General features: G+C 50.5%; 17 protein-coding genes. 11 read left to right on the top strand and 6 right to left on the bottom strand.

Going from position 1 to position 18,984, the window contains the following annotated elements:
* Positions 1–30 precede the first annotated feature (30 nt).
* Complete coding sequence (gene nfuA / locus Q3O60_RS05515) at positions 31–609, bottom strand: Fe-S biogenesis protein NfuA (protein ID WP_305893000.1); 579 nt, start codon at positions 607–609, stop codon at positions 31–33.
* A 144-nt stretch (positions 610–753) separates the two neighbouring features.
* On the opposite strand from nfuA, the gene Q3O60_RS05510 reads away from it, so the two are divergent.
* Entirely contained in the window at positions 754–3,309 is a 2,556-nt protein-coding gene (locus tag Q3O60_RS05510) for a M14 family zinc carboxypeptidase (protein ID WP_305892902.1), read from the top strand.
* An 18-nt stretch (positions 3,310–3,327) separates the two neighbouring features.
* On the opposite strand, the gene Q3O60_RS05505 is transcribed toward Q3O60_RS05510, so the two are convergent.
* On the bottom strand, positions 3,328–4,050 hold the full coding sequence (locus Q3O60_RS05505; RefSeq protein ID WP_305892901.1) for a ComF family protein: 723 nt from the start codon (positions 4,048–4,050) through the stop codon (positions 3,328–3,330).
* 32 nt (positions 4,051–4,082) lie between these two features.
* Here Q3O60_RS05505 and bioH point away from each other — a divergent pair, with 32 nt between their 5' ends.
* The 3 genes from bioH to Q3O60_RS05490 all read left to right on the top strand — a co-directional run bounded on the left by bioH (position 4,083) and on the right by Q3O60_RS05490 (position 6,184).
* Positions 4,083–4,859, top strand: a complete 777-nt coding sequence (gene bioH, locus Q3O60_RS05500) for a pimeloyl-ACP methyl ester esterase BioH (RefSeq protein WP_305892900.1) — start codon at positions 4,083–4,085, stop codon at positions 4,857–4,859.
* A gap of 108 nt (positions 4,860–4,967) precedes the next feature.
* Positions 4,968–5,303, top strand: a complete 336-nt coding sequence (locus tag Q3O60_RS05495; RefSeq protein ID WP_305892899.1) for an excinuclease ATPase subunit — start codon at positions 4,968–4,970, stop codon at positions 5,301–5,303.
* An 11-nt stretch (positions 5,304–5,314) separates the two neighbouring features.
* Entirely contained in the window at positions 5,315–6,184 is an 870-nt protein-coding gene (locus Q3O60_RS05490; protein WP_305892898.1) for a putative metalloprotease CJM1_0395 family protein, read from the top strand.
* 46 nt (positions 6,185–6,230) lie between these two features.
* Here the strand turns inward: Q3O60_RS05490 and Q3O60_RS05485 are convergent, their stop codons facing one another.
* Both Q3O60_RS05485 and greB read right to left on the bottom strand, forming a co-directional pair.
* Positions 6,231–8,558 carry a Tex family protein gene (locus tag Q3O60_RS05485; RefSeq protein ID WP_305892897.1) on the bottom strand — a complete coding sequence of 776 codons (2,328 nt, stop codon included), beginning with the start codon at positions 8,556–8,558 and terminating at the stop codon, positions 6,231–6,233.
* 133 nt (positions 8,559–8,691) lie between these two features.
* Positions 8,692–9,183, bottom strand: a complete 492-nt coding sequence (greB, locus tag Q3O60_RS05480; protein WP_305892896.1) for a transcription elongation factor GreB — start codon at positions 9,181–9,183, stop codon at positions 8,692–8,694.
* 172 nt (positions 9,184–9,355) lie between these two features.
* Here greB and Q3O60_RS05475 point away from each other — a divergent pair, with 172 nt between their 5' ends.
* The 3 genes from Q3O60_RS05475 to envZ all read left to right on the top strand — a co-directional run bounded on the left by Q3O60_RS05475 (position 9,356) and on the right by envZ (position 11,760).
* A complete protein-coding gene (locus Q3O60_RS05475; RefSeq protein WP_305892895.1) occupies positions 9,356–9,607 on the top strand; it encodes a hypothetical protein in 252 nt (83 codons plus the stop codon).
* Between the two features lie 108 nt (positions 9,608–9,715).
* Complete coding sequence (gene ompR / locus Q3O60_RS05470) at positions 9,716–10,444, top strand: osmolarity response regulator transcription factor OmpR (RefSeq protein ID WP_305892894.1); 729 nt, start codon at positions 9,716–9,718, stop codon at positions 10,442–10,444.
* Positions 10,441–11,760 (top strand): two-component system sensor histidine kinase EnvZ, encoded by a 1,320-nt coding sequence (gene envZ / locus Q3O60_RS05465; protein ID WP_305892893.1) that lies wholly within the window; start codon positions 10,441–10,443, stop codon positions 11,758–11,760. The genes ompR and envZ overlap by 4 nt, the downstream gene beginning before the upstream one ends.
* 8 nt (positions 11,761–11,768) lie before the next feature.
* Here envZ and hslO read toward each other — a convergent pair whose 3' ends face one another.
* Both hslO and hslR read right to left on the bottom strand, forming a co-directional pair.
* Positions 11,769–12,638 carry an Hsp33 family molecular chaperone HslO gene (gene hslO, locus Q3O60_RS05460; protein ID WP_305892892.1) on the bottom strand — a complete coding sequence of 290 codons (870 nt, stop codon included), beginning with the start codon at positions 12,636–12,638 and terminating at the stop codon, positions 11,769–11,771.
* A gap of 8 nt (positions 12,639–12,646) precedes the next feature.
* Entirely contained in the window at positions 12,647–13,051 is a 405-nt protein-coding gene (hslR, locus tag Q3O60_RS05455) for a ribosome-associated heat shock protein Hsp15 (RefSeq protein WP_305892891.1), read from the bottom strand.
* Positions 13,052–13,203: 152 nt separating this feature from the next.
* Here hslR and gspC point away from each other — a divergent pair, with 152 nt between their 5' ends.
* From gspC to gspF, 4 genes are read left to right on the top strand one after another with little or no spacing between them, the layout of a single operon-like run.
* Entirely contained in the window at positions 13,204–14,130 is a 927-nt protein-coding gene (gspC, locus tag Q3O60_RS05450; protein WP_305892890.1) for a type II secretion system protein GspC, read from the top strand.
* 29 nt (positions 14,131–14,159) lie between these two features.
* Positions 14,160–16,238 (top strand): type II secretion system secretin GspD, encoded by a 2,079-nt coding sequence (gene gspD, locus Q3O60_RS05445; protein ID WP_305892889.1) that lies wholly within the window; start codon positions 14,160–14,162, stop codon positions 16,236–16,238.
* The gene (gspE, locus tag Q3O60_RS05440; RefSeq protein ID WP_305892888.1) at positions 16,238–17,764 is read left to right on the top strand and encodes a type II secretion system ATPase GspE; all 1,527 of its coding nucleotides are present in this window, start codon (positions 16,238–16,240) and stop codon (positions 17,762–17,764) included. The genes gspD and gspE overlap by 1 nt, the downstream gene beginning before the upstream one ends.
* Positions 17,764–18,984, top strand: coding sequence for a type II secretion system inner membrane protein GspF (gene gspF, locus Q3O60_RS05435; RefSeq protein ID WP_305892887.1), 1,221 nt, complete (start codon positions 17,764–17,766; stop codon positions 18,982–18,984). The genes gspE and gspF overlap by 1 nt, the downstream gene beginning before the upstream one ends.

Here is an 18,984-nt window from a genome sequence, read left to right as displayed (position 1 = left end):
CGTATCAAGCATTGTGTACAGTAGAGACGTTTAGTAATACGAATGCTCGCCACGCTGATGTTCTGTCATATCCTTTACACCCGTCAACTCGCCCGCGAAACGATTGAGTAACTCTTTCTCAATACCTTCTTTTAAGGTTAAATCAACCTGAGCACAGCCATTGCAGCCACCGCCAAATTGCAATACCACAATGCCAGACTCGGTCAGTTCAACCACAGAAACCTGACCACCATGATTGGCTAATTGAGGGTTGATTTCGGAATCAATGACATATTGTACGCGTTCCTGTAACGAGGCATCGTCACTTACCTTACGTACCTTGGCATTCGGCGCTTTTAATGTCAGCTGCGATCCCATTTGATCGGTGACAAAATCAATGACTGCATCAAGAAGGTAAGGCTGACTTTCTGCGTCTACAACCGCGTTAAAGCCATTAAATGTCAACTGTTCATCGGTTTCTTCGACCGAGTCTGGCGGGCAATAGGATACGCCACACTCCGCGTTTGGCGTGCCTGGATTGACCACGAACACACGAATATGTGTTCCTGCCGGTTGTTTGGCTAACAAGGTCACGAAATGACTTTGTGCAGTTTCTGAAATAGTGATCATCATGAGTACCTGACTAAATTACTAGGGTATAACCTATCATACTCTGCCTTGCGCTCTGTTTCCAGCCCTGCTTGAGTTTGCTGTCAGTTTCATAGACACTTAGCGTTGTAAAATCTCATAAATTTATTTGGTTGGAGAACCTGGATGAAAAATCTGTCACTTGCCTTTTTCGTGCTCTGCAGTAGTTTTGCTGTTCAGGCGGTGCTGCCAGATGGCCCACTGAAACCTGACGTACCAAAACCATCGCAGGTCAGTGGTTATGCGATGGGAGAATGGCATTGGCGGCATGATCAAATCCAACACTATTTTGAACAGCTGGCTTCGCAATCTCCATTAGCCCAACTTGAGGTCATCGGGTATTCGCATGAACGTCGCCCCGTATTGCAATTGGTGATTTCATCAGAGGCAAATATGCAACGATTGGCGCAGATCCGCCAGCAAAACTTAGCTCAGAGTCAGGGCCAGACATTGGCAGAAGATGCGCCGGTGGTAATCTGGCTGGGCTATGGTGTGCATGGTAATGAACCAAGTGCCGCCCATGCCGCGGTGTCATTGGCGTATCACTTGACCGCATCGAACTCTGCCGAGGTACAGCGCTGGCTTGATGAGGCGGTTATTTTGATCCAGCCTAGTCTCAACCCGGATGGCCATGATCGGTTTTCGCATTGGGTCAATATGCATCGTGGCGCTACACCCGTTGCCGATCCGCAGCATCGGGAGCACGTTGAACCATGGCCAAATGGTAGGCCAAACCACTATTGGTTTGATTTAAATCGCGACTGGTTGTTGTTGCAACATCCAGAAAGTCAGGCGCGTATTGCGCAGTATTATCACTGGCAGCCGCAGGTGGTCGGTGACTTTCATGAAATGGGGACCAATAGTAGTTATTTTTTCCAGCCAGGGATCCCGAGCCGGAATTATCCGCTCACCCCAGAGCGTAACTTTGAGCTAACGCGTTATTTGGCGGAGTTCCATGCCGCTGCTCTGGATAGTAAGGGTGAGTTGTATTATACCGAAGAGAGCTTTGATGATTTTTACATAGGTAAAGGCTCGACCTACCCGGATGTTACCGGTGCTGTCGGGATCTTGTACGAACAAGCCAGCAGCCGCGGGCATGCACAAGAATCTATCCATGGTGTATTGACGTTTGAGAAAACCATCGATAACCAACTCACAACCTCTTTATCCACCATTCGTGGAGCAGTGGAATACCGCAAAGAACTGCAACAATACCAACAAGCATTTTTTCAATTGGGTCAAACCGAATCCCGGCAAGAAAATAATCGTGGCTACATGCTGACCGAGGCTGAGGATAAAACTCGTCTAACCAGCTTATTGCAACTGTTACAACAGCATCAGATAGAGGTCTTTGCCTTACAGCGAGACTGGCAAGATGGCCAAAACAGCTACAAGGCGGGTGAAAGCTATTTTGTCCCTTTGCAACAACCACAATACCGTTTGTTAAAAGCTGCTTTTAGTACCCGGAAAAACTTTCCTGATAATACCTTTTACGATGTGTCCAGCTGGACTCTGCCGTATGCTTATAATATTGAGTTCACCACCGTGCAGCGCGATCCATCCAGAGCGCTGGCATCACAACCATGGCAGCCAACAAATCGATTTGCTGCCGTGCCAGAAGGGGATGCGTATGCATATGCCTTTTCCTGGCAGGATCAGTCGGCTCCAGCCATGCTTCAGGCTGTATTAGCATCTGGTTTATCAGTAAAGATGGCGCGTGGGGATTTTACGGCAGTGACCAGCGAAGGGGAACATGCCTTCAAAGCTGGCACAGTACTGATCCCTGCCGGCTTACAGCAACAGAATGGTTGGTTCCAGTATCTGACCGAAATTCAGCAATCGTTCGGTCTGCAGGTGCATGCGATACAAACCGGCCTGACTTCTGCTGGCAGTGATTTAGGCAGTCATCGCTTTATTCCGGTGCATTTGCCTGAAGTGCTACTAATCGCAGGACCGGGTATCAACTCTACTGAGGCCGGAGAGCTTTGGTATAATCTTGAGCGTTTAGCTGGTATTTCGCCAACTATGGTCGAGCCAGACCGTCTGCGCCGGGTCGATTTGAAACGCTACAGCCACATTGTTTTACCCGACGGCAATTATCGGCAATGGGGAGAGCAAGAACGTGATCAGTTACGCAGCTGGATCCAAGACGGAGGTATCCTCTGGGGGCAGAAACGTGCGGTGGCCTGGCTGGCACAGCACGAGTTGCTACAAGCTCAGGTCTGGCACAGCAATGAGATGGCGAGGTTAATTCCACAGCATGATTTACGCTATGCTGATCAGGAGGCGTTATCGGCCAAACAACGTATTGCTGGCGCTATTTTTGAAGCTGAGTTGGATCTGAGTCATCCGCTAACATTTGGGTTACCACGCAATCGTTTGCCGGTGTTTAAAAACTCAACTCTGCTTTTGCAGCCATCCCCGTTGCCTTTTGTTAATGTAGCTTTGTACAGTGAGCAGCCTCATTTGGCAGGTTACACCGCAGAAGAATATGTACCTCGTATTGCTCAGGGCGCGGTGTTATTGGCGCACAATCTGGGGCAGGGGCGAGTGATTGCCATGACGGATAATCCGGTGTTTCGTGGTTACTTTAAAGGCTCGAGTCGATTGCTGGTCAATGCTATGTATCTGGGCCATGCATTTCGTGCCAGCGCTTCCCATGAGGACGAAGACGACGAGTAAAGCTACGCTGGTGAAGGATTAGTCAACAGCAGACTCGGTAATAGCCAGCGTCCACAATTGGATGCTGTGAGCACCCGCCTGCTGCAATGCTTTACAAGCGAAGCGCATGGTTGAGCCGGTGGTGATGACATCATCAACCAAAGCAATGGACTCTGCTTGCTGGATCCACTGCTGCTGTGGCTGCAGTACCTGGAAAGCCTGCTGTAAATTTCGCAAACGCTCTGTACGATCTAGCTTTAGTTGCTGCTTATCGAGCTGCTGACGGTCTAGCAAAGCAACCACTGGCCGTTGCCAGACATCGGCTAGTGCAGTGGCCAGCAGCTCGGCCTGGTTAAAACCACGTTGCCGTTGTCGCTGTTTTGGCATCGGAATATAGGTCAGTACATCGGGGAGCGGAAACCCGGCTGCTTGATAGCTGTGCGCCAACTCAGCAAAGCTCGTCAGTAGCCACTGGCCGGCCGCTAAATCTTGTTTAAACTTCCATTGTGAGATAGCGAGCTTCCAGGGTTGCTGATACCAACTCAGGCTGACCAGGCGCTCTGCTTTTAGTTTGGGTAAACCGCGCTGAACAGCCGGTAACCACAACAAGTTGCCTTGATAAAATGCAATGTCAAATGTGGGCAAGGCATGGCAACAGGCATCACACAATTGTTGTTTGGGCTGATGAACCGGTAAAGTACACCAGAGACAGCGGTTGGGTAGCAGCCAATGCAGCCCTTGAGTGATTAGCCTGGTAATCATAATGTGTTTTATTTGTTTTTTAATGGTGAATTATGGCAGTGATAACCGAAAGCCGCAAACCCTCGCTGGTGTTATTGCATGGTTGGGGCATGAACCGGGCGGTTTGGCAGCAATGGCTGCCGATGCTTGAATCCGATTGGAGGGTAACGACATTGGATCTTCCTGGTTTTGGACAGTCGGGTCAGTACCCCGAGCCGTATCAGTTAGCAGCGGTTTGTCAGCAGCTTGAAACCGAACTGCCAGAGTCGTCCGTGCTCTGTGGCTGGTCTTTGGGTGGTTTAGTGGCAGTAGCGCTGGCTGCTCGTTATCCAGAGCGAGTCAAAGCCTTGGTGCTGATGGCCGCTTCACCCTGTTTTATGGCTCATGCCTCATGGCCGGGTATGGCCGCCAGTCTGTTCCAGAAATTTCAGCAGCAGCTTAGTCACGATATCAATCAGACCATTCAACGTTTTTTGGCGATCCAAGCCATGGGTAGCCCATCAGCTCGGGAAGATATTAAGTGCTTGCGTCAGGCGATTTTGCAGCAACCCACCGCACAGCCAGCGGCGCTTATCGGCGGACTAGCGTTGTTAGCCAGCTGTGACTTACGGCATGAGTTGAGCGCGTTGGCGATGCCAGTATTTGCCGGTTTTGGCCGATTGGATACCTTGGTACCTGTATCTGTCGTGGATGCTTTCAGGGCGTGCCAACCAAATGCATTGATCCATCGTTTTGAGCATGCCTCACACGCACCGTTTATTTCGCATCCGGTTGAAGCCGCAGAGTGGCTTTATGACATACAAAAACAGCTCCATGCTCAGGCCAGGTAGCCTGCTCTTTGGTGGTTGTTGCTGATTTAAATTCGGCAGAAAGCTTTCAATTTTGCTCGAAATGGTCAATAATTGAACATTCCACGCAGTCATTAAAGGAGGTCCTCTATGGAGATCCAATCCGCATTCGCAGCAGGCATGCAAGGGTTACAACGTGCCAGCACCGGGGTCACGGACGCCACCTTAAATATAAACCAGCAAACGCAGCAAAACCGTAACAATGCGGCTGAAGCTGAAACGCAGCGGCCGGTGGCAGAAGCTGAACAAGCTGAAAATGGCACACTGGAGTCCACAGCGCAAAATGCTGTTGGTCAGGCTGGTGCCCCAAGTGTTGAAGCGAGCTTGGTTGACTTAAATGTCCAAGAGCTTAATGCTCAGGCCAATGTTCGTTCTATCCAGTCTGCCGATGAAGTGCTGGGTACTATTGTGGATATCCGTGCTTAAACGGAACCCTGATGAACATCACCTCGCATTATCCTAATGTCAGCCTGAATACCAGCAACCCGTCGACCGATATGGCTCGACGGGACAATCAACGTCGTGAGCTGATTGAGCCGGTTAAAGAGCTGAGTAAAGGTCCGGCAGAAAAGCCGGTCGCGAGTGATGATAAACAAAAGCAGCAAGCGATTAATGGCGGCAACAATGGTGGTGTCCAGCGGGCAGGTCAGGACACTGAGTTGCCTCAGGCTGTCACAGGTCGCAACAGCGATGCTGAGCAAGATTCTGAACAAGGCAGCAACCCGGAAGACTCCAGCCGGAGCCAACAACAAGCAGAGCGTCAACAAGAGCAAGCCGAGCAGCAAGAGCTGCGCGAGTTAAGGGCGAGAGACCGTGAAGTGCGTACGCACGAGCAAGCCCATGCTGCTATAGGTGGTCAGTACGCCAGCGCCCCGACGTATACTTATGAGCGTGGACCGGACGGCAATCAATACGCTGTCGGCGGAGAAGTGCAAATTGATCTCTCCGAGATCCCAGGTGATCCACAAGCGACCGTACAGAAAATGCAGCAAGTTCGAGCTGCTGCTTTAGCCCCGGCAGAGCCCTCAGCTGCCGACCGTCGTATTGCCGCCGATGCCAGCCGCCGTATGCTGGCCGCCAGAGCAGAAATGGCGAAAGAGGCCATCAGCCGCAGCAATGAACCTGGCGCCCCTCAGCGGTTCTTTGCTGATCAAGATGCTGAACAGCAGATCCGTGTTCCTGATAGCAGTAGTAATGCATTACCGCAATCCGAGAGTGAAACCCTGCAACGCCGCTCACAAGTCATTTCCGGTTTCTACCAACAAGCTACCACACCGCAGCAAAGCACATTACGCCAGCAGGCCTAGGTGCCAACCGTCGAGCGATTGGTTGACACTCCCCAGCCACTCATAGTTACTTCTTAAGCTTTGCCAATGCATCAGCAAATGCATTGCCCATGGCTGCGTTCGCTGGTGCGGCTGCCTTGGCTGGCTTAGCCGCTCGTGGCGCGTTGCTATGGTTGTTTTTGCCTTTGGTCGGTGAGGTTTTCTGGCTAGCCGGCGTTTGACCCGGCTGTTCATCCATCCGCATGGTTAGTGCAATGCGTTTGCGCTCTTGATCCACTTCTAACACTTTGACCTTGACGATATCGCCGGCTTTAACCAGTTGATGTGGATCGCTGACAAATTTATCTGCCAGCGATGAGATATGCACCAAGCCATCCTGATGCACACCGACATCCACGAAGGCACCAAAGTTGGTAACATTGGTAATCACGCCTTCCAGCAACATCCCTATCTTCAAATCGTTCAGCGTGTTGACGCCATCTTTAAAGGTAGCCATCTTAAACTCAGGCCGGGGGTCGCGGCCGGGCTTATCGAGCTCAGCCAGAATATCGCTGATGGTCGGAATACCAAAATGAGCATCGGCAAAATCTTCTGGTTTCAGCTTACTGATAAAGTCGTGGTTGCCAAGCACGTCTTGCATCGATTTCTGATGTTGTTGCAGAATTTTTTCAACCAATGGGTAGGCTTCCGGGTGAACTCCCGAGGCATCCAGCGGGTTATCCCCTGCTGAAATTCGCATAAAACCTGCCGCCTGTTCAAAGGCTTTTGGTCCAAGGCGAGCGACTTTCAACAATTCCTTTCGGTTAGCGAAGCGGCCATGTTGCTCACGGTGCAGCACGATGTTTTGTGCCAGTGTTTTGTTCAGCCCAGCCACCCGACTGAGTAAGGGGACGGACGCAGTATTTAAATCGACTCCGACCGCATTCACACAGTCCTCGACCACAGCTTCCAGCGATTTACTTAGCAAGCTCTGGTTGACGTCGTGCTGGTATTGGCCGACGCCAATGGCTTTCGGCTCAATTTTCACGAGCTCCGCCAGAGGGTCTTGCAAGCGACGACCGATGGATACAGCGCCGCGGTAGGATACATCCAGATCTGGAAACTCTTGGGCAGCAAACTCTGAAGCGGAGTACACCGAGGCTCCGGCTTCTGAGACCATCACTTTAGTCAGCTTCAGCTCGGGTGCTTTTTGCATCAACTCAGCAATCAGTTGGTCGGTTTCGCGCGAGGCGGTGCCATTGCCAATAGCCACCAGTTCAGGTTTAAACTGCTGGCAGACATTGAGCAAGGTACGTAGCGATTTATCCCAATGATTTTGCGGGGCATGTGGAAAAATAGTGTGATTAGCCACCAATTTGCCGGTTTCATCCAGCATGACAAATTTGACGCCGGTACGAAGACCAGGATCCAAGGCAAGCGTTGGCCGTAAACCAGCCGGAGCAGCCATCAATAAGTCTTTCATATTGCGAGCAAATACTTTGATGGCTTCCTGCTCGGCACGCTCTCGTAGCTCACTGAGTAAGTCATTTTCCAGATGCAAATAGAGTTTTACTTTCCAGGTCCACTGCGCCACGGTTTGCAAAAAGGCATCAGCCGGGCGGCCTTGTTGCTGTAAGTTAAAATGCGATGCCACCTGAGCAATACATCGTTGATGCGCTTCGGCCTCATCGCTATCCGGCACTAACTGCAATTGCAAGAAGCCTTCATTACGGCCACGAAACATAGCCAATGCGCGGTGTGATGGGATCTGTTTCCACAACTCGCTATAGTCGAAGTAGTCGCGGAATTTGGCACCATCTTTTTCTTTGCCTGTCACCACGGTGCTTTTTAGCACCCCTGACTGGCTCAGCTGCTGCCGTAAACGGCTGAGCAGATCGGCACTTTCTGCAAAACGCTCCATCAGGATGTATTTGACACCATCCAACACAGCTTTGGTATCACCGTAACCTGCATCGGCTTTCAGATAACCGCTTGCTTCTGTCTCGGGATCCAGTGTGGGTGTAGTCAAAATAGCCTCAGCCAGAGGCAATAAGCCTGCTTCAATGGCCATTTGTCCTTTGGTACGCCGCTTGGGTTTGTAAGGAAGGTATAAATCCTCCAGTCGGGTTTTGTTGTCGGCTTGCTCAATGGCTTGCTGTAACTCAGCCGTTAGCTTGCCTTGTTCTTGAATGGTTTTTAAAATCAGTTGTCGGCGCTCTTGCAACTCACGCAGGTACGACAGACGCATTTCTAGTGTACGTAGCTGAGTATCATCTAAACCACCGGTCACTTCTTTGCGATAGCGGGCAATAAAGGGCACTGTGGCGCCTTCATCCAGCAGCTGTATAGTGGCACGAACCTGCTCTTGGCGAGCTGAAATTTCCGTGGCGATTTGCTGTTCAAGCGTAACGGTCATAATTATTTCCTGATCCCTGAATCGTGTTTCAGGTGTAAAAGTGATGCTATAGCCATTCAAGAAGCATCATACGAGTTATGAGTAGATGCGGGAATTGTCTCTGTTCTTACCATAAAAATCCAATAGCAATTGGTTATTCTGACGTTGGCTCAGACAACTGATAACGGATTTGATTGATATACCAGCGTTTTTTTCCTGTAGGTGTGGTTACCAGTACTTCATCATCGACTTGTTTCTTCAGTAAGGCGCGCGCCATGGGAGAGTCGATAGAAATGTAATCGCGGCGGCCATAGATTTCATCTGGCCCGACAATGCGAAAGTGACGTTGCTCAGCATCATCGTTTTCGATATCTACCCAAGCGCCGAAGAAAATTTTTCCTTCCTGCTCAGCAGCGTAATCAACCGGTCGCAGTACTTCGAGCCGCTTGCGCAGGAACCGGATGCGACGGTCGGTTTCACGCAGTTGTTTTTTGTTGTATTGGTAGTCTGCATTTTCACTGCGATCCCCCAAACTGGCTGCCCAACTGACTTTTTGGGTAATTTCAGGGCGTCTAATGCGCCAGAGGTAATCCAGCTCCTGCTGCAGTTTCAGGTAGCCTTCACGACTGATCAAGTTGGTCTTCATCAAGGTGCCAAACAAAAAAACATTCAGAAAGACTCAATGGGGGTTGGTTGACTACTTTTAAAGCCGTTAATCGCACTTTGTCTGCCATTGGTCACAAAACAATCGAACCGCTCTGTTTTGTACAAAAAACAAACTATACTTAAAGTGACTGGGTTAGTCAGGAGATATGATCATGAAACACTATATCGTGGTTCTGGCAAGTGCGATGGTGCTGGCATTGACCGGCTGCTCTGCCATCAATCAAAGTGAGTATGTCTGGGTGACGGACTATGAGCAAATGCAGCTGGTGGAGGAAGCAAACAGAATGAGTGCTTTGCCCAATAAGTTGCATTGGGTGAACCCGCCGATGAAACGGATCCATCGTTCGGAGTTGGCTCAACGCCAGCAACAACAGCAACAACCAGCACATCAGCCGCAACCATAGTAAGCCAGTGTCTGTTGGACAAACTTTGTAACACTGTTTTCAAGCCCGGGTCTCTCACCCGGGTTTGTTTTGGTTTATAGTGGTGAAAAAACTACAGGGTCACGATGCATGGCTTCGCAGGAAACCACGAAAATTTTGGTTGTTGATGACGATGTTCGTTTGCGGGCTTTACTGGAGCGTTATTTGGTAGAGCAGGGATTTCAGGTTCGCGCTGTTGCCGACTATGAGCAGATGCAGCGAGTGATGGAGCGGGAAAACTTTCATCTGATCGTGCTTGATCTGATGCTGCCTGGTGAAGATGGTTTATCAATTTGTCGTAAGTTGCGTCATCAGGACAACAGCATTCCGATCATTATGCTGACTGCCAAAGGTGATGAAGTCGACCGCATCATTGGTCTGGAGATGGGGGCCGATGATTACCTGCCTAAACCATTTAATCCACGTGAATTACTGGCACGCATCCGGGCTGTCTTGCGGCGGAAAAATAAAGAGCTGCCCGGAGCGCCCTCGCAAGAGGAAACGGTGGTGTCCTTTGGTCCTTTTCGATTTAATCTGGCCACCCGGGAAATGCACAAAGGCGATGAGGTGATGCCATTAACCAGCGGTGAGTTTGCGGTGCTCAAAGTACTGGTAAGTCACCCGCGAGAGCCTTTGTCCCGCGATAAGTTGATGAACCAAGCCAGAGGCCGGGACTATTCCGCCATGGAACGCAGCATCGATGTTCAGGTCTCCCGTTTAAGACGGATGTTAGAAGATGACCCGGCACACCCCCGCTATATTCAGACGGTATGGGGGCTTGGCTATGTCTTTGTGCCGGATGGTGCTGTGACTTCATGAGAGTGCTCCCCCGCAGTGCTTTTGGTCAAACGGTTTTTCTGATTGGCTTGCTGTTACTGATTAATCAGTTGGTGTCTTATGTCACGGTGGCGTTTTATGTCATTAAGCCTACTGCCCAGCAAATCAATCAGTTGGTGGCTAAACAAATTAAGGTGGTATTTATTGATCACCACCATGATGAAGCGCTATTAACCGAAGCTATGGCGCAACGTTTCCAGCAAGCGACCGATATTGAAATTTATCCTCAGCATCTGGCGGAACAGCATGGCTTGTTGCAAGCGCGTTTTTATCAGTTTATGTCGACCGATATGTCGAATGAACTCGGTGGCCCGGCAGAGGTGCGCATAGAGCAGGGGGCTCAACTCGCCTACTGGGTGCGGCCACCACAGGCGCCGGATTACTGGGTTCGTATTCCTTTGTCTGGCCTCGATGAAAGCCAGTTTTCGCTGTTGACTTTTTATTTGCTGATGATTGGTTTTCTTAGTGTGGCTGGTGGTTGGTGGTTTGCCACCACCCTCAACCGGCCATTAAAGAGTTTGCAGCATGCGGCGTTGCGGGTTGGCCGCGGCGATATACCAGACCCCTTGCCTGAGCGTGGCTCGAGCGAGATCCGGGCCGTGACCCGAGCCTTTAACCATATGGCGACGGGTATCAAACATTTAGAACAAGATCGTGCCTTGTTGATGGCTGGGGTATCCCATGATTTACGAACGCCCCTGACCCGGATACGGCTAGCGAGCGAAATGCTGCAACAGCAAGATAACTGGATCCGTGATGGTATCATCAATGACATAGACGATATGAATGCCATTATTGATCAGTTTATGGATTACATTCGCCACCATAAAGACGAAGAGCTGCAATGGATCAATTTGAATGATCTGATTGAGGAGCTGCTGGAGTCTGAGCATTTGCAACAGCGAGAGTTACTGCATGAGTTGGCGGCTGACTTACCCAGCATTCCGGCCAGACGTATTGCTATCAAGCGGGTACTGAATAACCTCATGGAAAATGCACTGCGCTACAGCACAGGTGATATTGAAATTAGCACCGGCTATGAACAAGGACGTCGTCAGGTTTATTTGCAGGTCAGGGATTATGGTCCAGGTATTCCGGAAGAAAATATGCAGGCAATGTTTGAGCCTTTCACCCAAGGCGATAGTGCCCGTGGTTCCGGCGGATCGGGACTTGGTTTAGCCATTATCAAAAAAATTGTAGACATGCACCATGGCGAGATCACTTTGCATAATCACGCTCATGGTGGCTTGGTGGCACGGATCTATCTGCCGCTTAAAGCACGTAAAAGTTCACTCTAAATGGTTTTTTACTCTTTATCCTGATCCTGCTGCACTGTGTCCAGTAGCTGCTGCAGATGCGCTGGATCAAAGTGGTAGTTGGTTTTGCAGTACTCGCACTGAATATCCAGCTGACCGTCTGCGATGTGCTCTTGAATGGCTTGGGCACCTAAATTTAAAATAGCGGCCTCACACTTTAATCGTGAGCAGCCGCATTCAAAGCGGACTGGCTGCAGCGGAAACGCTTCCACCACTTCCTGATGAAACAGACGATGTACCACCTCGGCCGCAGGTAAGTTCAACAGCTCATCCGCTTGAATCGTATCCGCCAGCACCACGAGCTCAGCAAATTCCTCATGGGATTTTTGTTGATCAACCGGCAAGACTTGCAGCAACATGCCGGCGGCTCTGGCTTTATCAGATTGTACATCGGTGCACAGATAAACCCGGGTTGGTAGCTGCTCCGATTGCACAAAGTAGGCTTCGATTGTTTCTTTTAAGCTATCCCCGGTGAGCGGGATAATGCCTTGATACCGTTCGCCCTGATGCGGCGTTATGGTCACCAGCAAGTAGCCCTCGCCAACTAAAGCACGTAAGCCTTCACCTTGAATTTCCGATTGCAGCCGTGCCACACCCCGGAACACTTGCTGATCAGTACCGTTGACGGTGGCATAACGGACGGGGCCATCCCCCTGCAGTTGCACTGAAATTTCGCCTTCAAATTTCAAGGTGGCCGTCAGTAAGCTGGTGGCTGCTACCATCTCGGCTAACAGTTGCTTTACCGGGAATGGGTAATCATGGCCCTGCAGCATGTGCTGCAAGCTGTGGGCTAAATCGACAATTTCACCACGGACATGTTTGTCGCGGAATAAAAAGCGGAATAAAGTATCTGAATTCATCTGGGTTCTCATTGCTGGGATTTAATAAGCAGCAGCTGGCGACGCATTTTTTTGTCAGGCTTGGTATCAGGATGCGGAGCATACAGGCTATTGGTTTTTCTAAGCTCGGCCCGTTCCTGGCGTATCTTTAGGCTGTCGCTCGTTTCTTCATACAGCGCTTGTGCTAGTGGTGCCGCCAATCGCTTTTCTGCCAGCCCTTTGACGATGACTGTTTTTTCATCGTAGCCCTGAGCCAGTTTGATGCTGGCCCCTACTTCTACCATTTTGCTTGCTTTACAACGCTGGCCATTATAATGCACTTTACCGCCATCGATCATATTTTTTGCCAGAGTTCGGGTTTTGTAGAAACGACAGGCCCACAGCCATTTATCCAGCCGGATGCTGTCTGGATGCTGTATTTCTGTTTTGCTCATAATAATCCTCTGGTCGACACTATTTATCTGTTATACAGTAGGTCAGTCAGCGCCGTTTTGCCGTTAACATACTGTGAAACTTTAGAGCGCCCCTTGTTGTCTGAAGCACAACTCAGTAAGATGATGCGTCCTCTATTATAAGAACTTGATAAATGAATTGGCAGTCCTTTTCCCAACATATCACCAGCAGGGCTCAGCGTATGCCCCAAAAGCGGATCAGTCAGATCCTGGCTGTGTTGCTGCTTGTGCTGGCTGGCTGGTTACTGGCTCGCTTTAGCTGGTTGATGATACCACAACCGGCTGCGAATAGCTGGCAGCCGCAAGTGGGCGCAGGCTCGGCTGCAACAGCATCGGCGCCCGATGTACAGCGTTTATTAAGTTTCTCTTTATTTGGTAAAGCCGAGCAACAGGAGGCAGCAACACCAGAACCCGTAGTCACTGAAGCGCCAAAAACGCGCTTGAATGTGAAGCTGACTGGCTTGGTTTCCGGCTTGGATCCTGCAATGGGGAGCGCGGTGATTGAAAGCCGGGGCGCTGAATTTGGTTATGCTGTTGGTGATAGCATCGAAGGCACCAATGCCACCTTGTATCAGGTGTTTAATGATAGGGTATTGCTTCGCGTTGCTGGACGATTTGAAACCTTGATGCTCGATGGCGTTGAATTTACCCGTATCGCTGAAGCCAATGTGGGGCTTGGCCGTGAGGATGAACCTGAGCCAGAGACCATCGTCGAGTCTTCGCAACCGATGGGTCCTCGTGTGAACAGTGCCGAACTTGCGGCACAGCGCGAGGCGCTTTTAGCCGAACCCATGCGGTTTTTTGAGTTTATCCGTGTCACACCAGAGCGACGTGGCAATGAGATGCTAGGTTTTCGCCTGATGCCCGGCCGGGATCCCGCTATGTTCCAGCGCTTGGGTTTTCGGCCGAATGATCTGGCGGTTGAAATCAATGGTATACCGTTGAATGATTTACAGCAGGCCAATATGGCAATGGAACAATTACGTGAGGCGTCGGACGCCTCGGTGCGGATCGAGCGCGATGGCGAGCTGATCGATATTCAGTTCAACCTGTCTCAATAATAATGATGAAGCAGATGGTGACATACACAATGCAGTCAGGGTCTTTTTTACAGCGGTGTAGCCGCAAGTTTGCAGTGCTGGGTTTGGCCGTTTTACTCAGTTATTCTATTCACGCCAATGAAGAAGAAGTGATGTATTCACCCAACTTCCGTGGCACCGATATCAATGAGTTTATTAGCATTGTGGGCATGAATCTGGAGCGAACCATCATCGTCGAGCCTCAGGTGCGTGGCCGTGTCAATGTGCGCAGCTATGAAATGCTCAATGCCGATCAGTATTACCAGTTTTTCCTCAACGTGTTGGAAGTCTACGGCTTTGCTGTGGTGGAAATGGAAAGTGGTGTACTGAAAGTGGTGCGTGGCAAAGATGCCAAAACGTCAAATATTCCAGTGGTGGGTGATGAAAATCCCGGCATGGGTGATGAAATGGTGACCCGGGTGGTGCAGGTGCGCAATGTTTCGGTGCGCGAATTAGCGCCTTTACTGCGCCAGTTTGTCAATCAGGCGGGCAGCGGCCATGTGGTCAATTATGATCCCTCCAATGTGTTAATGATGACCGGGCCTGCCGCTACCGTGAACCGGATGGTGGATATTATCCAACGGGTAGATCGGGCTGGTGATCAGGAAGTTGAAATTATTCGCTTAAACTATGGTTCAGCCAGTGAAATGGTGCGAATTCTGGAAAGCATCTACCGCTCTCAGGGGCGTGGTGAGCAGCCAGACTTTCTTATTCCTCGCATTGTGGCCGATGAACGCACCAATAGTGTAGTGGTTAGCGGTGAGCCACAGGCGCGTCAACGTGTGGTTGAGCTGGTGCAGCGATTGGATGCCGAGCTGGAAACCAGTGGCAATACCCGGGTGTTTTATCTGAAGTACGCCAAAGCCGAAGAGCTGATCTCTGTGTTAAAAAGTGTCGGCGAAACCATTGTGACAGAAGCCAGCGGTCAGTCACAGCAACAACAGCCGCAAGGGCGCCGTGCTAGTCAGGGCCGTAATGTGAGCATAGAAGCTCATGCCGATAGCAACTCGGTCATTATTACCGCTCAACCTGATATTTTGCGTTCACTCGAAGATGTCATTCGCCAACTGGATATCCGTCGTGCTCAGGTGCTGGTTGAAGCCATTATTGTGGAAGTATTTGATGGCGATGGCACCGACTTTGGGGTGCAGTGGATCCATGAAGACGGCGGTCTGACCAACTTCAGTACCGGCAATGTGGTGCCTATTTCCAGTATCGCCGCGGGTGCCGCACAAGCCTCTCAATTTACCCGTGGTACTACGACCAGAACGCGGGATCCTGCTACCGGGCAAATCATTGAAACGGTAACGCCGGACGGTAACCGGGATTACTCCGGGTTAGCGCAAGCATTACAAGGCTTAAACGGCGCTATGCTGGGGGTGTATCAGGGCAATTGGGGGGCTGTACTGCAGGCAGTACGCACCAGCACCAATTCCAATATTCTGGCTACGCCGCATATTACCACCATGGACAATCAGGAAGCCTTCTTTCTGGTTGGGCAGGAAGTGCCGGTGATCACCGGATCGACCACTGGCTCTAATAATGACAACCCGTTCCAGCAGGTGAACCGGCAGGAAGTGGGGATTAAACTGAAAGTGACGCCGCAGATCAATGAAGGCGATGCTGTTCAGTTGATGATTGAGCAGGAAGTGTCCAGTATCGGTGGTGCGACGGCAGTTGATATCACCATCAATAAACGGGAAATCCGTACCACCGTGATGGCCGATGATGGCGCCACTGTGGTACTAGGTGGCTTGATTGATGAAGATGTGCAGGAAAGTTCTTCAAAAGTTCCACTATTGGGTGATATTCCTATCTTGGGCCATTTGTTTAAATCGACCAGCGTCAGCAAACGCAAACGAAATTTGATGGTGTTTATCCGGGCCTCCATCGTCCGTGACGGTGCCACTATGTCGGAGATGAGCCAACGCAAATACAATTACATTCGCGCTGAGCAGTTAGAGCGTGATCAGCGTGGCATTCAGTTGATGCCAAGAACACCACAAGCTGTTTTGCCAGAGTGGGACGATAGTTTGATCTTGCCGCCGACCTTTGATGAATATCTGCAGCAAGATAGGAAGCAGGACTAATGGATAGCGAGTTGTTGATGGAGCATGACGAGTTGCCTGAAGCGCAACCGGTCAGTGCTCGTATTCGTCTGCCATTTGCCTTTGCCAAACGTCATTCGGTGTTGCTGCAACAGCAAGCCGAGGGCTTCATGCTTTATGTTCAGCCAGCGACGAAGCCGGAAGCTGTGCTGGAAGTACGGCGCATGTTGTCGGATTCGTTCAGCATTACCCGGTTGTCGGCGCTCGAATTTGAAAGCATTCTGGAAGCGAGCTATCAGCGAGACTCGTCTGAAGCTCAGCAAATCATGCAAGACATCGGTAATGAGGTGAATCTGGCCTCGCTGGCCGATGACATTCCGGAAAGCGAAGATTTGCTCGATAACGAAGACGATGCGCCGATTATTAAGCTGATCAATGCCATGCTGGGCGAAGCGATCAAGCTGGGTGCTTCGGATATTCATGTTGAAACCTTTGAAAAAGCATTAGTGGTGCGTTTTCGGGTCGATGGTATTTTGCGGGAAGTGCTCCGGCCCAATCGCAAGCTGTCCAGCTTACTGGTGTCGCGGATTAAAGTCATGGCCAAGTTGGATATTGCTGAAAAGCGGGTGCCACAAGATGGCCGTATCAGCTTAAAAATCGCTGGGCGGGCAGTAGATGTGCGGGTTTCGACCATGCCGTCCAGTCACGGCGAACGGGTGGTGCTGCGCTTACTGGACAAAAACACCTCGCACCTGAATCTGGCTGATTTAGGCATGACGCTGGCTATTCAGCAGCAGTTTTCCAAATTAATTTTAAAGCCACACGGGATTTTGCTGGTGACCGGGCCCACCGGCTCCGGTAAAAGTACCACCCTGTATGCCGGCCTGACCGAGATTAACACCAAGGATCGCAATATTCTGACGGTGGAAGATCCAATCGAATACGAGCTGGAAGGTATTGGTCAGACCCAGGTGAATACCAAGGTCAATATGACCTTTGCCCGTGGTTTACGTGCTATTTTGCGGCAAGATCCAGATGTGGTGATGGTCGGTGAGATTCGTGATTTGGAAACGGCGCAAATAGCCGTGCAAGCTAGTTTAACCGGCCATTTGGTGATGTCGACTTTGCACACCAACACGGCCGCTGGTGCCATTACCCGATTGGAAGATATGGGTATTGAGCCCTTTTTGTTGTCTTCCAGTTTGCTCGGAGTGTTAGCGCAGCGGTTGGTGCGAACCTTATGCCCGCATTGCAAAGAAGCACATACTCCGGATAAAGAAGAACGCAACCTGCTCGGGGTACAGAAAAAAGACAACGCGCTGATTTATCGGGCCAAAGGCTGTGAGCATTGCAACTTTACCGGGTATCGGGGCCGTACCGGTATTCATGAGCTGTTGGTGGTGGATGATCACTGCAGGGAGATGATCCATAACCGTCAGGGTGAGCAGTTGATCGAGAAATACATTCGGCCGAACTGCCCCAGTATTCGGCGGGATGGTTTTGATAAAGTTTTATTGGGACAAACCACCTTGGAAGAGGTGCTGCGCGTCACCCGTGAGGACTTGTAGTGGCGGCTTTTGAATATCAGGCACTGGATGGCAGGGGTCGCAAGAGCAAGGGAGTACTGGAAGCGGATAACGCGCGCCAGGCCCGGCAGTTATTACGAGAACGTAAGTTAACACCGCTAACAGTGGAAGTGGCATCCAGACAAGAAAAAGCCATCTCGGCCAGCAAAAGCTGGTTTAAACGCAAAATCCCCACTGCAGAATTGGCACTAATCACCAGACAGCTGGCTACTTTGGTGGCGGCAGCCTTGCCGATTGAAAATGCCTTGCTGGCGGTTGCTGAGCAATGCGAAAAACCTCGGCTGAAGAACATGTTGATGGGAGTACGGTCTAAAGTCGTCGAAGGCTATAGTCTGGCTGAGGGGTTGGCAGAATTTCCGCATGTGTTCGATCACTTATATCGCTCCATGGTAGCCGCGGGTGAAAAATCAGGCCATCTTGATCAGGTGTTAAACCGACTGGCCGATTACACTGAACAGCGTCAGCATATGCGCAATCAGATTTTAATGGCGTCGATTTATCCGGTGGTGATGGTGTTTGTGGCGATTGCGGTGATTGCGATTTTGCTGTCGGCCGTCGTGCCACAAATTACTGAGCAGTTTGAGCATATGGGCCAGCAGCTGCCGTTGCTAACCCGCTTTATGATCGGTGCCAGTGATGTGGTGCGTAGTTATGGTATCTGGATCCTGTTGTCGATACTGCTGTTGGCTGTGCTGATTGAGCGGCTGTTGCGGCGCAAAGACATGCGTTATCGTTACGATCAGTTCTTATTAAGCAGCGCTTTGGTCGGCAAGGTGATCCGCAGTATTAACACGGCCCGCTTTGCCCGCACCTTGAGTATTTTGAATGCCAGTTCGGTACCACTGTTGGAGGCGATGCGCATCAGTGGTGATGTCCTGAGCAATAGTTATATGAAGCAGGCGGTGGCGGAAGCCACCTTAAAGGTGCGTGAAGGCAGTTCACTTCGCAATGCGTTGGAGCAAACCAAGTTGTTTCCGCCGATGATGCTGCATATGATTGCCAGCGGTGAAAAAAGTGGTCAACTCAATACCATGCTGATCCGCACGGCAGATACGCTTGACCGGGAGTTTGAAATGACCATGACGGTCACGCTGGAAATTTTTAAGCCGGTGGTAGTGATTACCCTGGCAATTATTGTCTTTTTGATCGTGCTGGCAATTTTGCTGCCGATCCTCGAACTTAATCATATGGTAGGTGGGTAA

Origin of the sequence: Alkalimonas collagenimarina (genome assembly GCF_030717845.1) — a bacterium.
GTDB classification, from domain to species: Bacteria; Pseudomonadota; Gammaproteobacteria; order Enterobacterales; family Alteromonadaceae; genus Alkalimonas; species Alkalimonas collagenimarina.
This window is presented reverse-complemented; position numbering and strand designations above follow the sequence as displayed.

Coding starts and splice junctions, on each gene's coding strand:
- ompR (WP_305892894.1), top strand. CDS start 9,716: ATGGCTTCGCAGGAAACCACGAAAATTTTGGTTGTTGATGACGATGTT.
- bioH (WP_305892900.1), top strand. CDS start 4,083: ATGGCAGTGATAACCGAAAGCCGCAAACCCTCGCTGGTGTTATTGCAT.
- Q3O60_RS05505 (WP_305892901.1), bottom strand. CDS start 4,050: ATGATTACCAGGCTAATCACTCAAGGGCTGCATTGGCTGCTACCCAAC.
- gspD (WP_305892889.1), top strand. CDS start 14,160: ATGCAGTCAGGGTCTTTTTTACAGCGGTGTAGCCGCAAGTTTGCAGTG.
- gspC (WP_305892890.1), top strand. CDS start 13,204: ATGAATTGGCAGTCCTTTTCCCAACATATCACCAGCAGGGCTCAGCGT.
- envZ (WP_305892893.1), top strand. CDS start 10,441: ATGAGAGTGCTCCCCCGCAGTGCTTTTGGTCAAACGGTTTTTCTGATT.
- Q3O60_RS05495 (WP_305892899.1), top strand. CDS start 4,968: ATGGAGATCCAATCCGCATTCGCAGCAGGCATGCAAGGGTTACAACGT.
- gspE (WP_305892888.1), top strand. CDS start 16,238: ATGGATAGCGAGTTGTTGATGGAGCATGACGAGTTGCCTGAAGCGCAA.
- nfuA (WP_305893000.1), bottom strand. CDS start 609: ATGATCACTATTTCAGAAACTGCACAAAGTCATTTCGTGACCTTGTTA.
- Q3O60_RS05510 (WP_305892902.1), top strand. CDS start 754: ATGAAAAATCTGTCACTTGCCTTTTTCGTGCTCTGCAGTAGTTTTGCT.
- hslR (WP_305892891.1), bottom strand. CDS start 13,051: ATGAGCAAAACAGAAATACAGCATCCAGACAGCATCCGGCTGGATAAA.
- hslO (WP_305892892.1), bottom strand. CDS start 12,638: ATGAATTCAGATACTTTATTCCGCTTTTTATTCCGCGACAAACATGTC.
- Q3O60_RS05475 (WP_305892895.1), top strand. CDS start 9,356: ATGAAACACTATATCGTGGTTCTGGCAAGTGCGATGGTGCTGGCATTG.
- Q3O60_RS05490 (WP_305892898.1), top strand. CDS start 5,315: ATGAACATCACCTCGCATTATCCTAATGTCAGCCTGAATACCAGCAAC.
- greB (WP_305892896.1), bottom strand. CDS start 9,183: ATGAAGACCAACTTGATCAGTCGTGAAGGCTACCTGAAACTGCAGCAG.
- Q3O60_RS05485 (WP_305892897.1), bottom strand. CDS start 8,558: ATGACCGTTACGCTTGAACAGCAAATCGCCACGGAAATTTCAGCTCGC.